This is a genomic window from Nostoc sp. 'Peltigera membranacea cyanobiont' 210A, assembly GCF_002246015.1.
GTDB lineage: Bacteria > Cyanobacteriota > Cyanobacteriia > Cyanobacteriales > Nostocaceae > Nostoc.
The window spans coordinates 539,115-553,785 of record NZ_NOLJ01000005.1 but is presented as its reverse complement, the minus strand read 5'-3'; the positions used below and the strand labels follow the sequence as shown (position 1 = coordinate 553,785).

Annotated in this window: 16 protein-coding genes; 6 read left to right on the top strand and 10 right to left on the bottom strand. The window is 39.6% G+C overall.

All coding sequences use genetic code 11. The features are described from left to right. Positions 1-170 precede the first annotated feature (170 nt). The gene (locus CDG76_RS18395) at positions 171-1,025 is read left to right on the top strand and encodes a sulfurtransferase (RefSeq protein WP_094350396.1); all 855 of its coding nucleotides are present in this window, start codon (positions 171-173) and stop codon (positions 1,023-1,025) included. Positions 1,026-1,044: 19 nt separating this feature from the next. Here the strand turns inward: CDG76_RS18395 and CDG76_RS18390 are convergent, their stop codons facing one another. Together CDG76_RS18390 and CDG76_RS38395 are read right to left on the bottom strand one after the other, a co-directional pair. Continuing rightward, complete coding sequence (locus CDG76_RS18390) at positions 1,045-4,212, bottom strand: plasmid replication protein, CyRepA1 family (RefSeq protein WP_094350395.1); 3,168 nt, start codon at positions 4,210-4,212, stop codon at positions 1,045-1,047. Between the two features lie 204 nt (positions 4,213-4,416). Continuing rightward, positions 4,417-4,563, bottom strand: a complete 147-nt coding sequence (locus CDG76_RS38395) for a hypothetical protein (RefSeq protein WP_223265273.1) — start codon at positions 4,561-4,563, stop codon at positions 4,417-4,419. Positions 4,564-4,860: 297 nt separating this feature from the next. Here CDG76_RS38395 and CDG76_RS36280 point away from each other — a divergent pair, with 297 nt between their 5' ends. Both CDG76_RS36280 and CDG76_RS18380 read left to right on the top strand, forming a co-directional pair. Continuing rightward, positions 4,861-5,283, top strand: a complete 423-nt coding sequence (locus tag CDG76_RS36280) for a DUF4278 domain-containing protein (protein WP_190240893.1) — start codon at positions 4,861-4,863, stop codon at positions 5,281-5,283. 470 nt (positions 5,284-5,753) lie between these two features. Then, positions 5,754-6,569 (top strand): hypothetical protein, encoded by an 816-nt coding sequence (locus CDG76_RS18380; RefSeq protein ID WP_094350394.1) that lies wholly within the window; start codon positions 5,754-5,756, stop codon positions 6,567-6,569. A 203-nt stretch (positions 6,570-6,772) separates the two neighbouring features. Here CDG76_RS18380 and CDG76_RS18370 read toward each other — a convergent pair whose 3' ends face one another. Together CDG76_RS18370 and CDG76_RS18365 are read right to left on the bottom strand one after the other, a co-directional pair. Next, positions 6,773-7,066: a type II toxin-antitoxin system Phd/YefM family antitoxin gene (locus tag CDG76_RS18370; protein WP_094350393.1), complete on the bottom strand. Its 294-nt coding sequence runs from the start codon at positions 7,064-7,066 to the stop codon at positions 6,773-6,775. Positions 7,067-7,079: 13 nt separating this feature from the next. Next, on the bottom strand, positions 7,080-7,775 hold the full coding sequence (locus tag CDG76_RS18365; protein WP_094350392.1) for a uracil-DNA glycosylase family protein: 696 nt from the start codon (positions 7,773-7,775) through the stop codon (positions 7,080-7,082). Positions 7,776-8,216: 441 nt separating this feature from the next. On the opposite strand from CDG76_RS18365, the gene CDG76_RS18360 reads away from it, so the two are divergent. Beyond that, a complete protein-coding gene (locus tag CDG76_RS18360; protein ID WP_223265272.1) occupies positions 8,217-8,441 on the top strand; it encodes a hypothetical protein in 225 nt (74 codons plus the stop codon). 35 nt (positions 8,442-8,476) lie between these two features. On the opposite strand, the gene CDG76_RS18355 is transcribed toward CDG76_RS18360, so the two are convergent. The 3 genes from CDG76_RS18355 to bchB all read right to left on the bottom strand — a co-directional run bounded on the left by CDG76_RS18355 (position 8,477) and on the right by bchB (position 10,681). Continuing rightward, positions 8,477-8,728, bottom strand: coding sequence for a DUF4926 domain-containing protein (locus CDG76_RS18355; RefSeq protein ID WP_094350390.1), 252 nt, complete (start codon positions 8,726-8,728; stop codon positions 8,477-8,479). Positions 8,729-8,731: 3 nt separating this feature from the next. Continuing rightward, positions 8,732-9,061, bottom strand: coding sequence for a DUF6883 domain-containing protein (locus CDG76_RS18350; RefSeq protein WP_143854115.1), 330 nt, complete (start codon positions 9,059-9,061; stop codon positions 8,732-8,734). Positions 9,062-9,154: 93 nt separating this feature from the next. Further along, positions 9,155-10,681: a ferredoxin:protochlorophyllide reductase (ATP-dependent) subunit B gene (gene bchB / locus CDG76_RS18345; RefSeq protein WP_094350388.1), complete on the bottom strand. Its 1,527-nt coding sequence runs from the start codon at positions 10,679-10,681 to the stop codon at positions 9,155-9,157. Positions 10,682-11,117: 436 nt separating this feature from the next. On the opposite strand from bchB, the gene CDG76_RS37430 reads away from it, so the two are divergent. Then, a complete protein-coding gene (locus tag CDG76_RS37430; protein ID WP_190240892.1) occupies positions 11,118-11,282 on the top strand; it encodes a hypothetical protein in 165 nt (54 codons plus the stop codon). 209 nt (positions 11,283-11,491) lie between these two features. After that, the gene (locus CDG76_RS18340; RefSeq protein WP_094350387.1) at positions 11,492-12,181 is read left to right on the top strand and encodes a Uma2 family endonuclease; all 690 of its coding nucleotides are present in this window, start codon (positions 11,492-11,494) and stop codon (positions 12,179-12,181) included. Positions 12,182-12,673: 492 nt separating this feature from the next. Here CDG76_RS18340 and CDG76_RS18335 read toward each other — a convergent pair whose 3' ends face one another. The 3 genes from CDG76_RS18335 to CDG76_RS18325 all read right to left on the bottom strand — a co-directional run bounded on the left by CDG76_RS18335 (position 12,674) and on the right by CDG76_RS18325 (position 14,503). Further along, positions 12,674-13,051 (bottom strand): DUF2358 domain-containing protein, encoded by a 378-nt coding sequence (locus CDG76_RS18335; RefSeq protein ID WP_094350386.1) that lies wholly within the window; start codon positions 13,049-13,051, stop codon positions 12,674-12,676. A 53-nt stretch (positions 13,052-13,104) separates the two neighbouring features. After that, positions 13,105-13,668 carry a hypothetical protein gene (locus tag CDG76_RS18330; protein WP_094350385.1) on the bottom strand — a complete coding sequence of 188 codons (564 nt, stop codon included), beginning with the start codon at positions 13,666-13,668 and terminating at the stop codon, positions 13,105-13,107. 160 nt (positions 13,669-13,828) lie between these two features. After that, positions 13,829-14,503 (bottom strand): HupE/UreJ family protein, encoded by a 675-nt coding sequence (locus CDG76_RS18325; protein WP_094350384.1) that lies wholly within the window; start codon positions 14,501-14,503, stop codon positions 13,829-13,831. Between the last annotated feature and the right edge of the window lie 168 nt (positions 14,504-14,671).

Below are 14,671 nucleotides of genomic sequence, written 5' to 3'. Positions count from 1 at the left end.
ATGAGCAAAAGCGCAAACAGAATGTATTGATTTAGTCAGTTTTAAAACAACATAGCCACAAAAGTTCTCTCATAACATTCAACATTCATTCTTCTGTGATTTGCATGACAAAAGGCTCTCTCTAGCGAGGGCGATAATGCCTAATAGTAAGACAACATCAGCATTAAAGCGTGAATACAAAACTTCTCATTTCTCCTCAATCACTCACGTTTTTGTTAGCCCAAAAGTCATCAAAGACTGTCATCATTGATACGCGAACTCCCGAAGAATATGCTATTTCTCATATTCCTCAATCCATAAATATTAGAGCTTTTTTCACCTATCTTTTAGACAGTTCCTACCCAGCAGGATTAAAGAAATTACAAGAGTATTTTGCACAAATTTTGAGTGGGGTAGGAATATCGGGTGCAGAATGGTTAATTGTTTATGAAGATACTTTAAATAAAGGTTATGGTCAATCTTGTCGAGCAGCTTTCTTACTGAAATATTTGGGTTGCGCTCAGGTATCTATCTTAGACGGAGGATATAGAGCATGGCTCAAGGCAGGATTACCTACTACTAATGAAGTACCATTACGTGAAAGCAGCATTTTTAGATTGCATCCCAACGCTGACATGATGGTGACTACCGCCGAGATGTTGCAAGCAATTGACAATCGAGCAATTATTAAATTAGATGTGCGCGACAGCGAGGAATGGCTTGGGTTGAGTTCTTCTCCCTATGCTGTTGATTTTTGTCCTCGCAAAGGTAGAATCCCTAACACTATATGGTTAGAATGGCATCGTTTGATGAATTCCGAATCGCAAATCCCCATGTTCCGATCGCCAGATGAAATCCGAGAAATTTGTCAATCTGTAGGTATTACTTTAGAGTCCATTGTGTACATTTACTGCTTTAAAGGTTCAAGGGCTGCCAATACATTGATAGCCCTCGAAGAGGCAGGGATTTCTGCCAGAAATTATTTTGGCTCTTGGAATGAATGGTCTCGTGACTTATCACTACCCATTGATAGCAGAGTAATGTGAAGAAGGTAATTCAGGATTGCTATATCTTGGATAATGGGACAGTAGACATAGATAATCTATGGTCTACCTTTTCAGACTTCGTTTGCATAACTTCAAACTTCCAGTCTGAAGAATAATCAGGCAATTCATAACCAACACTCTTAACATGAACCAACATCAATTCATCTCGTTGATGCCAAACAGCAAATATTTTATCCCTGCCATCATATAGCGTTTCTAAATCAATTTGATAAACTTCATTTACTCGCTTCAGCTTCAAACCCAACAAATTTAACAGTCGGCTGAGTATTTTTATTGCCGAAACCTGCTCTTTCTCCCCGACTAAATTAATACCAAGCGCTCTTTTAATATGTTTACTATGCTGAAAAGCAATATTTTTAAGCAATATCAAATCTGAATCGTTCTCATGAAATTCGCGTTTTTCTTCGAGAAACTGAAGCATTCCTAAAGCTCTCATAGCTTCAACTTTGAGCGTATAAGTTTTTAAATCTGGGAGAAAAACTTTTCCTTCCCCCCAAGATAATTGCTGATGCCATTCTTGCTCATCTCTAACGTGAAAATACTCGCTTTCATGAGTTAAATAATAGTGAATTAACAGTTGACGATAATATCCTTGTTCATCCTGTAATTTCAGCCAAGGACTAATTTCTACACCATATCTTTGTCTAAGAACATATTTATTAATTTGGTTGCGTTCTCCATCCGTTAGGGAATGCTTAACTAACATCTGCTCATATTCCACATAATCAATATCTTTAGCATTGGCAACAGCAGATGCTACTGATAGTTGATTTTGCTGCTTAATATCTTTAATTTTACGTTTAATTTCTTTAGCCTTTTGACGACTTTGTGCCCAATCTTTTTGAACCTTAACAATTTCTAAAACTAACCTTTTGCGTGTATCTAAATCATCTGCATCGGTTGCCAAAAAGGCCAGGCGTAAATCTCGAATAATATTATTGTGAACCGCATTACTCCGCACCTGAATTTGATGTCCATCAGCAATCAAACCATCTTGCATCGATTGTCGGTAAAGGCGAATAGAAGCATTTACCCTTGCAGATAACTTCGCCCAAGTGCGCAAATGAATCGGGTCATAAACTAAGGGTAAATCCACATCTATTTTATGTAGGGGACTCAGCAAAGCTAAGTTTTCTTTTTGATTTTCTTGATACCAATCAGATAACAAGCGATAATTTGTACTCCCACTACCAATTAGACCAATACCTCGTTTAGCACACCAGACAACACGCGGTACATCATCCCTGACTCTTGCTAACGCTTGTCTTGCTTCCGAGTCAGGAATTACCCCTTGAAAAATGCCATAAACCCGATCAAAATGTTGGACATCAATACTAATTCCTGTACCAAGACTAGGGGTAACGAAAACGCCGTCATATTCAGATATTTTTTGATTAATCGCTGCAATAAAATCAACTGCTGCGTGACCAGGTGTATTTGTTGTGTGACTACTAACCACCAGAGTTTTAGGAAATTGTCGCCGTAATTTTTGTAGCCTTTCTTTCAAATAACGTTCAATTGTTTCACAACTATAACGCCCAGCGCGACTATCGGTAGTAACATAACATTTACGTCCAGCAAGTAAATCCAATTCTAGTTGGTGAATTAGCGGTGTTGGGTTTGGTGAATCATAAAAAGTTACGTCCCAACCATGCTGAGGTTTCCACTGATTGAGAACTACCCAAGGTGTTAATTTAATTCCTGCTAATCCCTGTAAATATTCAAGTGAAACATCTGATAAATCAGCATCTTGGGCAATTACCAATCCCCCACTTGTTAAAACTGTAGCAATGAGTTGTTGGAATAACTTTAATATTTTTACCCGCTTGTGCTTACAAGTATTACTATTTAAAAGATGCCATAAAGATTGCTCTACTTCATCTAAAATTACTATTGCTCCCCGCCAATTTTCTGGGTTAAGTTTCCAAATTGAATCAACACACAAGCCGAGGGATTGCTGAGGAAAGAGAGAGCGCAGTATGGGAGGAGCGGGGGTAAGTGTTTTATTAATCCTTTTTTCCCCATCGTCTTTATGTGTTCCCCATTGAATACCAATTTTTTCACACAAGAATCGTCCAAGTAGGATTCTGTGAGTAATTAACAAAACGGGTTGATTTCGACTTTTTGCTTGTTGAACAACGCCTTGTAATGCCGTAGTTTTCCCCGTTCCTTTCGCTGATTTGACTCCTACTAATCCAGAGGTGGGAAAAGGTATTTCACCTATATAAGGACGGTTGAAGGTAAGTGCCGCAGGAATACTTAACTCGGTGTGGGGTTTGGTTTGAGCAAGATAAATTTCTAAATCAACACTTTGGCGATAAACTTTATCAAAACTACTTGCACCCTTAGCAACAATAAATTCATCAACCCCTTTTTCTATTCCTGGAAGTTCAATGACTTTCACAGGACAATTTTTTTGCTGAAATAAACAGCCAAGTTGAGAAATAGCATTATTTACAGCAGCAATTGTCTTGGGTTGAGTTTCAAAATCAAAGCAAATGTAAAAGCTGCGCTTTGTAATCGCAAACGCGGCTAAATCAGGAATTAGCTGACGACGGGTAACTTTACCAAATTCATCTTTCACAACCCGATAACCACTGGTAATTCCGGGAATGGCAATGGCTACATATCCTTGCGTCAACAACGTGGCTGCTTTCTTTACACCCTCGCAGATGATAAGGGGAATGTTCTGTTGCATCACCCATTGCCAAAAGCCTCCAGCTTCGCCATCAGGAGTAATGGTGATATTTTCAGGCATGACCAGATTGTAACGCCCAGCGACTTGCTGCCACACTTGCAACGTTACCCGCAAACAAAACACCCGCGTTGGTGTGCTGGGGGGATGCTCGTACTTGATGGATTTGCCATTGTGGTTTTGTCGGGGTTGGTTTGGCTTAAAGCATCCCCATTCCATCATTTGCCAATTATTCAGAGGGTCTATTCCCGAACACCACCAACCACCTTCTGTGATGTGAGCGTAACGCTGCAACCAACTACTTTTCACCATTCCGGTATTGGTGCGGGGGAGTAGCTCAGAAATCAACAGGTACTCATAAGCTGTTACACCTTGGAGCGACCTAAAATTGAGATGCACTAAGTGTAAGTCTATACCACTACTCTTGACTAATTCTTCAAGGTGTTGGGGGTGTAAATAGTGCAGATGCATAGGGAAAGGCGCGAAGGGAAGACAATGAGATTAAAACAGTAACATGCATCTGCTTTTTTTTTATACGCGAGATTGCGAGGCTTTGATGATGCTTTTTTTACTTCGTTGCCGGAGATACATCGGTTAGAACTGTAGTGGGTTATTCTGCCTATTAGATCCCCAAAGTAATAATTTTGTATTGTGATATTTGTTCGCTTTTAATTTTTATTTATCAGTAAATTTCTGCGTTAAGGAATGCGATCGCAGTATAACATCGCTATAAGGTAATATCTTCATATACTCCAGCAAAGGCTTTACACTGAGCATCCACTCTGTACCACGCCTGTAACCTCTCTGAATGAATAAAGACAAAAACGCTCACTGCTCCAAGGTTTGAGATAGCCTTGAGTGTTAATTTTTCTTTGTGATCGCAGCTAATACAGATAACTTGACGTAAAACTTTTACCCTAGTAGCACGGTAACTTCTCAAGCTGATTGGAGGTAAAATAAACAACAACTTTTAAAATAAGTTCAATCTGCTTTATAAACCCTTTGCTTTTAGTTGCGAATGTAGGAAATATGGCTTTGTACTTTTTCATTTTTCCGTGTGTTTGTTTCATCACTGGCTATTTTTTATTCAAAAATAGAAATAATGAAATCTCACATTTAGTGACTGTATTTGCAGCTATCAGCCTGATTTTGGGTTTAATGTTAGCTCCTTGGCAAATTTTACTTCTACTATTAATTCTTATTCTTATCAGTACAATCTCCGAATATTATACAAGCAAAGTAGTTAACAGGGAAACACAATATACACAACAGTCAGTTCCCAAATCGGAACCAGATTATCACTTAATCTACCGTGGGGCTTGCTATCGTCATGACCTCAACGCCAAATTAGATGGGGAAACCACACCATCAGTAACTCATAAGTTGAGCTTTCGGGGATGCACTTATTTTGTTGGCGCCGATCCTAATACCCAATCGACTGGAATCATTACACCACAGGCAACTCATAAGTTGAGCTTTCGGGGAAGCACCTATTCTATAAATAGAACTACACACAGAGATATTAAAGAGCAAGGTAGTTAGAAACTTGGTGCAAGTGTCTGAAAGTTTACATTTTATTGGCTCATACCTTCCAAATCCAAGAGGCGATGTCTACAATGGGCTATGAGGTACTAGTGCTATTTATGCCAAATTCTGCTGTAGCACCTGCAATTTAATGTAATTATAGACTTGATGCCCAGCAATATGCGATACCAGTGGAGAGCCTAGCAGCGATCGCTATAAATCATAACCATTTTAAGAAATATCCAATATATCTACTTTAAGAAATGGTATTAATATATGGCTTTGTCAAGATTCCTAGACGGACAAATAATGTTAAAAAATAAGAACATATTCTGGAAACTACTGTTGACAAAGTTTATTTTTTATATAAAGGGAGTGGAACTTCCTTGGTAAAAGAGATATCTAGTTAGTTTGATTCTTAACTATTCACTCCTTGGGGAGGCGGTTAGTCTCCAGAAATAGACAACATATTTTTAACCTGTAAAATTATGTGGAAATCAAAGTTTATATTTAGACTTATACTGTCGGCTGCGGCGATCGCCACTAGTGTGCAGCTAAATTCAGCAAGTGACTATGCTATTGCTCAAAGTGCATCTTCCAATCCGACTGTTGAATCTGAGCAAAAAAACCAAGCTTTAGAAGATGGCAAGGTTGCTATGGCAGGAGTTGGCATAGGAGCCATTGCAGGCTTACTGATTTCTGGTTTATGGTATCAGAAACGTCGTTACCACAAAATCCAGTCACGTGCCAAAATCAACCGTTTTCGTGAAGAGTTTCTCTGCGGTTCTTTAGCAGATTATTATTTATCTAATTCTAAAGCAAATTCTTCACCTACAAATTCTCGGAAAACTTTACCAGCACCCACCAAAGAAGAATCTCCTACTTCTGAGGAAACTGTCGTAACGCCAACTAAAGAAGAAATATCCGATCCCTCTACTTCTGAAACAAATAATCTAGCAGCAGAACCTACGCCAGCCGTACTATCTGATTCCTTATCTGACTCCTACCACAAGTTAATCGAGGAAATTGTTAATATCGCCCTCAATAGTCAAATCAGTTCTAAAGAGTATATATATCGCCAATTAGTAGAAAATGTGAGCAGTGGTAATGATGAAGTCTTTGAACGCTGTTTGAGCGATCGCTTGCATTCCACCCAATCTGAACTACATAAAGTAATAAATTCTCCGAGTTTATTCCAAAAAGAGACTCCTGAGTTAAAGAAAGCTCGTTTAAATTGCACCTTGAAGGCATTACAAAGTATTCAAGGGGAATGGGAACAAATCCAAAAACAAAAACTAAATTAAGCTTCAGTTAACCCAAGTATGCAATAAATTCTCACGGACTGAAAAGTTTCTTGCTTTTCAGTCTTGTTACAAAACCGAACTAACATTATTAAATTTATTAATGTGGACGGTTATGATTACTTGTTTCTACCCAATAAGCGGGGTATTCCCGAAAGTATGGACGAAATACAGCATCTCGAACTTTATTTTCTTGGGGTTGGCTTTCATCTTTCTTCTTCTTCGTCAATACCCAACTCCTGACGTAGTTCGTTAATACTTTGAGATTTTAAAGTTCTAGCTTTTGCTCTTTCCAAAGCAGTTAATAGACGGACTGCATTTTTAGGTGAACGAAGTAAATGAGATGTTTCTAGTAAACTATCTAGTTCATCAACAGCAATTAGGGCGACGCTTTCGCCTTCTTGTCGGGTAATAATTACCACTTCTCTATCTGCAATTACTTGATCGCAGAGTTCGGCTAGGTTGTTACGAGCATCAGTCAAGTTTGTCTGATTGGACATGGTGGGATATTTCCTATATTTGTAGATTTAAATATTTTCTTATTTCTGACTTAATTATTAAGATTTTAGAATCTTTCTCATCTTTTTTATAGTGGTAGCTTGGATGCTTCACATAAATTACTGGCTTCCCATGTAAACTTTTATAGCTATGAAGAAATTTTTCAACTTCTCTTCCAAAAGCAATGATTACTTTTGGATTAAAAAAAGTCATTTCACGCATCAAGTGGCATCGAAAACAGTTTTTGATAGTATTGTTTTTTAGTTTATCTTGTTCTCCAATTGTTGAACATTTGACAAGGTTAGTCAGGACACAATACTTAAAGACTTCACCTTGATCAACTTCCAGTATAGTTGACATATAGTTCAATATATTTTTGTGGAAAACTAGATTACCCTTTTCTCCTGGCTTTGTTATGACATTACCAGTAAATAACCCCCGATTCCAATCAATATGTTTTTGAGCAATATCTTTAGGTGAACCTCTATAGTAGCCAATTTCAGCGTTAATAATATGTCCGGGATTTTTGGCAACAAGCATCACTTGGATATTTTCGGGATTTCCTTCTGTGTAAAATCCTCTTGGTGGAGAATCTAAGGCAGGATTATTTTGTTCATTATTTAGTCGATTCATGTTAAGAGTATTTGGACAGTCTCTTTCTGAGTTTTTACAGTTGACTACTGTTGCGTAGAAATTAATAACTTGATTCATTGCCTTATACCTTATATGGGTGGTTTATTAAAAACTATACTGATCTGACTAAAGTTGTCCTGAGTAATACTACTAAAAAATCGTTTCACTGATGTTTCAGCGAAACGATTGAAGTTAATCTCAAAATTAAAAATAGCTAACCCGCTAAACTAACCCATGACAGCTTCTTCGCGGCGTACAATACCTCAGCATTGATTTGTTTGAAACCGCGATCGCAGACAAATTTATTGGTGCTGTAATAGTTTTATATTCTGTTAACTGAAATTATTATTGAATAGTACGTAAAACTGATAATTCACATCCTACAAATAGTTGCAATTCTTTCCAAGCTAGACAAAGACTTTCTTCCACTTTATATTTAGCCATATAATGAGATTATAAACATCTTAGTTAAATACTCACTTATAATGTTCTTTTTCTGATTCGTAACTGGTGAATAAAATGGCTAAAATCTTAACAATACAGTTGTCAGATGAACTAGAAAGTAAATTAACTGCCCAGGCAAAAAAGCTGAATCTATCTTTAGAAGATTTAATTCTACAATCCTTATCTCAATCAGTTAAACAGGAAAATATCTCCGAATTCGATCCAATTTTACCTTTAATAGGTACATTAAAATTTGATAATTCTGATGTAGGAGAAAACCCCGATCAATATCTCCGGTAAACTTTGCAGCATTGCAATTCAATTTCTTGATTGTCTTAAACTATCTGTCTTGTATCATGTTCAATACTTCCCCAGGTTTCAGGTAGAAGGTTGACCCAGGAAATAGGCACGGTAACTACATCTAGAGTTTCACCGTCCTTAAAGACTTCTAAAATATATCCTGGCTCTTGCTGAGTTTTAGTAGGACGTAGATGATCCAATACAACCCCCCTATTGCCAGCTTTTGCAGGGCTATTAGGAACATCTTGCTTCAGTTCTACCCACTGAAATAAACTAGCTGTTGTCATCGTTTAACTCTCCCGTGATTTATCAGGATATAGTGTTATAAATCTAACAACTTCTGTTTCTTCCTCTTGTTGCCAGATAGTAATTACCTTAATTAATCGACCATTAGGCCCAGACCACTCGCTTTGAACCTCAAACTGAGTCCCCCAATCACTAGGGGTAACTTTTGCAATTTCAGAACTTTCTACAGCATTTATTATATCGTTCTTAAGAAGTTCCCAGTTATCAAGATTATATCCTGCTAAAGCTAAATATCTTGATTTATCACTTTTAGGTTGATAAACAAGTAGGTATTTAGTTATTTTTTCATCTTGAATGATTAAACCCGATGGCATTTTCATTATGTTATTTATAATCAATACACCATAAAAACGGGGAGTCAAGATTGTTCTTAACTCCCCACTAATTTTTATTTGTCGGCTAAAAAACTAAGCCCCCACAGCTTCCTTGGCGGCGTACAATACCTCAGCGTTGATTTCTTTAAAACCGCGATCGCGGGCAAATTTTTCAGTATTACGCTTCACTTTACCGCGAACAAATCCCGGAATCTTATTCAATTCTGCTTGACCATCTTTTGTCCAATTCAAATCAGAATCAGCAGAGATTCCCCTAGTAATAACTTCTTTGGTATCATGACCGCCAAAGATTTCTAATAGGTGATCTTCCATTCCCAAAGTGAAGGAATTGTAGATCAAATCTGTAATCTGATTTGTGCCTTCGTAACCCATAAATGGTTTGTAACCAATGGGGAAGTTTTGGACGTGGATTGGTGCTGCAATTACGCCGCAGGGAATATCCAAGCGTTTACCAACGTGACGTTCCATTTGGGTGCCGAAAATGGCAGAGGGTTCGACACGAGCGATCGCATCCCCAATTGCACCATGATCTTCGGAAATTAGCACTTCATCGCAATACTCGCTCACCTGTTCGCGGAACCAGTCTGCATCATATTTACAGTAGGTTCCAGCCCAAACAACATGAATCCCCATTTCTCGCGCCAGAATCTTGGTAATGGCGGCAGCGTGCGTATTGTCACCAAAAACCACAGCTTTTTTGCCAGTCAAGTTTTGACAGTCAATCGAACGGGAGAACCAAGCAGCTTGAGATACATACAAGGTTTGCTCATTGATGAAGTTTTCGTAGTCAACTTCTGCACCTTGAGCGTTAATTACCTGCTGAATCTTACGAATACAACGGGCAGTTTCCACTACACCCATTGGAGTAATGTCTATATAAGGTGTGCCAAATTGTTCTTCTAGGTAACGAGCTGTAGTCAAACCGAGTTCACGGTAAGGCACCAAGTTAAACCAGGCTTGGGACATCTTTTTCAAGTCATTTACCGAAGCACCTTCAGGAATTAAGGTATTTACCTCAATTCCCAAATCAGCCATCAGCCGTTTGAGTTCGGTGCAGTCATGATTGTTGTGGAAACCAAGGGTGGTAGTACCGATGATGTTCACCGAGGGTTTCGCTGTTTTGCCCTCAGCCAATTCGCCCCGCTTCCGCGCTTTTTCAATGTAGTATTGGACGATTTGATCCAAGGTGCGATCGGCGGCTTGCAGTTCGTTGTAGCGGTAGTGGTTTACATCCGCCAGCATTACATCTCCTTTCGCTTCCAACTGCGCCCGTTCAACAAAGTTGTGCAGATCCTCTTGCAAGATACTGGAGGTGCAGGTGGGAGTTAACACAATCAAATCTGGGTGTTCCTCGGCATCCTTGCGGACGATGTTATCTACCACCTTCTCTTGAGAGCCACGTGCCAAAACGTTGCGATCGACGACACTGGTTGTCACCGGAGTAAAATCCCTCTCCCGCGATAGCATAGAGCGCATGACGTTAAAGTAGTCATCGCCAATGGGAGCGTGCATAATCGCATGAACATTTTTAAAAGAACTAGCGATTCGCAGAGTGCCGATGTGGGCTGGGCCAGCATACATCCAGTAAGCCAATTTCATGTTTGTGTCTCCCTTTTAAACTCAAAATAACTAAGTAAGTGGGCGTAAAAAATATAAGATAGAGCTTACCACCAACCCCTTCGGTGCGTAGTTTACCGCCGTAGGCATCGCCCAGCGTGTCGTTGGTAGAGAAGGGGAGAGGTTTGGAGAGAGGTATTATCTTTAATTCATCCCATTTACTTATAAGTGCTTGATTATTAAATCGTTTCTGATTTTCTCAAACCTGCTGGCTGAAAAAAAATAAGGTTTGTTGCGGGTTTTCTGGGAGGCGATATGGCTGAAATCTATTTACTGCTTGGGATACAGCTATCAATTTCAACAACATTGCTGGTGATTTTGTAAAAAAATCTTAATGTTCAAACAGAATTCAGGAGTCAGGAGTCAGCCTGGATTTCTCACAAGTGAGAAATCCAAGGGGTGTGGGAGGTGTGGGAGGATGGGGAAGAAGTCTTACCCAACTGAACGCCCTGGCAATCACCGATTAAAAAATCGGGTGGGAGGTCTGGGAGGATGGGGAAGAAGTCTTACCCCCCACACTCCCCACACTTCCCACACTCCTCTTCCCCTGAAGCCTACACTATGCGTGAGAAATCCGGGTTAGGAGTCAGAATTCAGAATGAATTCTATACTCTCCCCGCTATCAGTGGCGAGTCTGAATCCCCACAAAGAGTGATTCTGATTCCTGTTAGCGCAGCGGGGCGTAAGCCCATTCTGACTTCTGAATTCTTCTTCAATAATTTCTCATTCCCTAGTCGGTTGCGTTTTTACCTAATTCGCTAAGATGTACACAAGCTCATTTTCACAACAATTATGGTGAAAACACCCTCCCAGCCTTGGACAATTCCTCCTTTGGAAAATGGCGACAAACTCACCCGCTACGAATTTGAGCGTCGCTATAATGCCACCCCTAACCTGAAAAAAGCTGAATTAACCGAAGGAATTGTCTATATTATGCCTGCTGCTCTGCGTTTCCGAAGTCACGGTCAACCGCATGGTTGGATTTTGACATGGCTTGGTACTTACGAAGCTGCGACTTCTGGTGTAGCATTGGGAGTTGAACCTACTGTCCGCTTAGACTTAGATAACGAACCTCAACCCGATGCTGTTCTGTTGATTGTACCGGAAGCAGGTGGTCAAACGCGGCTGAGTGAAGATGATTATATTGAAGGTGCGCCAGAGTTAGTTGTGGAAATTGCTGCTAGTAGTGCGGCTATCGATCTTCATGGTAAAAAACAGGCTTATCGTCGCAACGGTGTCAAAGAATATATTGTTTGGCAAGTTTTAGACCAAAAATTGACTTGGTTTTCTCTGGAACAGGGTGAATATCTGGAATTAGTACCTGACAATGAAGGCATTTTGCGAAGTCGGGTATTTCCAGGGTTGTGGTTAGCGGCGACGGAGTTATTAGCAGGTAATATGCAGGGTGTGTTGAAGGTTTTACAAGCAGGTTTGCAGTCTGCTGAACATGAGGATTTTATCCAGAAATTGGGTAGTTATTAACCCCTTATAAAGAGGGAAAATATCTTATACAAATTCTGTAGTATGTATAGTTAATTCAGCAGATATTTCAGGATTTTTAGCAACCATTATAATAATTAGTGGCTTTCGTTGCTATATCTAGTGTAGTAGTAATATCATGTCCGCGTAATTAGTTATGCTAACCACAGTCACCCCACCCCTTAATCCCCTCCCCGCTTGCGGGGAGGGGAGACAAAGCGTAGCTTTGGCGGGGTGGGGTTCTTCGGGTTTAATAAGTAATCAAGCGGACATGATATAGCGGTTCTCAGTTGAGTGAGGTACAACAACCCCACCCNCAACCCCCTCCCCGCAAGCGAGGAGGGGACTATGATGTACCTCATGTGATTAGTAAACGCTATATAAGACTTCAGTTCTGATTTTGTTTGCGTAGCATCTCGTCAGAGAGGACTAAAGTCCTCACTAGAAACCATGAAGATTTTGACGGTAATTATATTATTTGAATCATCCACTTTTTCAAGAGGAAAAATGCTGTTTCACCACATCTAAGCGTGAACAGTTCCAATAATCGATATGGGAAATAATCAAACCATCAGAGTTCAGACCTAATTCACTCCAACCAGGAATAGAGATCCGTGGCTTCCAAGGGAGAGGAGTATTCCAACTGAGTGTCCACTCAGTTTTTATTGTGTCTCCTAAACGTTGAATATTATGTAAGTCCATCTTGGGATTTAAAAACCAAGTTTGGATAAAATTAATCATTAATTGGTAACGTTTAACACCACGAAATTTATTCAGCGGGTCTTGAAAATAAACCTCTGGAGCATAAATACTGTAAGTTTGATTGACTGGGAATCTTTGATAGTCTTCTTTGAGGATTTCAATGACATCCATGATAGATAAATATATCTGTAAATTGGTTGAATATGAAAACTTAAAAATGGAAATTAACCCTCATTCCATAAACGTTCTAACTGACGCCGCCAAGCAGTTAGGACTTCTTCTCGCCCTTGTGAAGTTTGATTTATTTCGCCCATCATTCCTTCGGCGTAAAAACGTTCTAAGCTTTGCATGGTAGCTTGCAGAGATTGTCCTTGCTGTTTTGCTGCCTGAATAATTTGCCGGATGCGGCTTTCAATTAGTCGATTAAAGACATTATCTAATCGAGCTTGATGGAGAGATACAAGTCGGTTAATTGCATTGGATAAATCTGCACTCACTAAAGTATCAATGTTATGTTGAAATACTCCCCAAATTACTCTTTCATATAAAGCATAACGTACTTCTTGAGTGTCATCGAAGTTGGCTTCGAGGAACTGTTCTAAAAATGGTTGGGCTTCTTGGATGGGCAGAATAGGCAGTAAAACTCGCAGCCAAGTATTATCTTCGGAAAGCAGCACCAACAGCCGAAAATTAGGAGTGTCAACTTGCCACGATCCAGGAGCAGTCGTAGCAACAGCCGATGTGTCAAATAATTCTGTGAGCGTACCCGCAATTTCTTCAGGTGTCATAACTTTTTATTTATTTATATATAGCCTCTAGATTAGCGCAGAGGTGCATCAACTTATTCACTAGAATGCTTGCTTGTCCAGTCTGAAAACGCAGTGGGGGCGCACAGCTAGGTGTACGCCCCCACGAATGAATGTATTCCACTGAATTGAAATATCTGATTTAAATAAGCGAATTGCTCAAAAACACGATACCGATCGCACACAAAGCGAAACCACCAAGGCTGATTTTCCAGGGTAAAGTTCGGTTTATCTCTCCCATACCCATCCCAACACCAATTGCTCTAGCACTCATGGCAACGGCAAACAGAGTTAAGGCAATACCTAGTATATAGGCAACTACTGATATTGTTCCTGCACTAACAATAGATTCAGCATTAGCGTAACCCTGAAATAAACCAGCACTGATGCCTACTAGAGCAAGCACCAGAAAGTTTAGTTGATTTGGCATCATCAGCATAGTACCAAAAACGATGGTAGAAATGGCAATGGCTATTTCTGTGCCTGGTAAATCTAACTGAAATATATGAATTACAATGCCCAAAACTGTTGCCAAGACAAAACATCCAGCGATCGCAGCGCCACGAACAAACACAGATGAGAGTAAGCCAATTGCAACAATACCAACTAAACAATTCAAGCTAATTACTGGATCTGCCAATCCCCAAACAAAGGCTTCCCAGCCGTTAGAGATGTTATGGTCAAATGGTGTACCACTCAATGAACTCAGTAAGCTAATTAAAATTAAAGCTGCGATCGCTCCAATATGGCGATCCATGAACTTTGAGGGATTAAGTTCCCTCGAAGTACGGGATTCTGATAATTTAGTCTTGAACATCGCTATATACCAAATTAGTTTTTTAGGTAATTTATACTACCCAGCTATCCCAAAAAACTAACGTGGTAATTACGCTAGATTACACTAGCTTCACTAAGTTATCTCAAGCCAAGTTGATTTCAAAGTGAAAAGTCTGAATGCAGGCTAAAAACTTTTTCTTATCCTTTT

Coding starts and splice junctions, on each gene's coding strand:
- CDG76_RS18390 (WP_094350395.1), bottom strand. CDS start 4,212: ATGCATCTGCACTATTTACACCCCCAACACCTTGAAGAATTAGTCAAG.
- CDG76_RS18380 (WP_094350394.1), top strand. CDS start 5,754: ATGTGGAAATCAAAGTTTATATTTAGACTTATACTGTCGGCTGCGGCG.
- CDG76_RS18370 (WP_094350393.1), bottom strand. CDS start 7,066: ATGTCCAATCAGACAAACTTGACTGATGCTCGTAACAACCTAGCCGAA.
- CDG76_RS18365 (WP_094350392.1), bottom strand. CDS start 7,775: ATGAATCAAGTTATTAATTTCTACGCAACAGTAGTCAACTGTAAAAAC.
- CDG76_RS18360 (WP_223265272.1), top strand. CDS start 8,217: ATGGCTAAAATCTTAACAATACAGTTGTCAGATGAACTAGAAAGTAAA.
- CDG76_RS18355 (WP_094350390.1), bottom strand. CDS start 8,728: ATGACAACAGCTAGTTTATTTCAGTGGGTAGAACTGAAGCAAGATGTT.
- CDG76_RS18350 (WP_143854115.1), bottom strand. CDS start 9,061: ATGCCATCGGGTTTAATCATTCAAGATGAAAAAATAACTAAATACCTA.
- bchB (WP_094350388.1), bottom strand. CDS start 10,681: ATGAAATTGGCTTACTGGATGTATGCTGGCCCAGCCCACATCGGCACT.
- CDG76_RS37430 (WP_190240892.1), top strand. CDS start 11,118: ATGGGGAAGAAGTCTTACCCAACTGAACGCCCTGGCAATCACCGATTA.
- CDG76_RS18340 (WP_094350387.1), top strand. CDS start 11,492: ATGGTGAAAACACCCTCCCAGCCTTGGACAATTCCTCCTTTGGAAAAT.
- CDG76_RS18335 (WP_094350386.1), bottom strand. CDS start 13,051: ATGGATGTCATTGAAATCCTCAAAGAAGACTATCAAAGATTCCCAGTC.
- CDG76_RS18330 (WP_094350385.1), bottom strand. CDS start 13,668: ATGACACCTGAAGAAATTGCGGGTACGCTCACAGAATTATTTGACACA.
- CDG76_RS18325 (WP_094350384.1), bottom strand. CDS start 14,503: ATGTTCAAGACTAAATTATCAGAATCCCGTACTTCGAGGGAACTTAAT.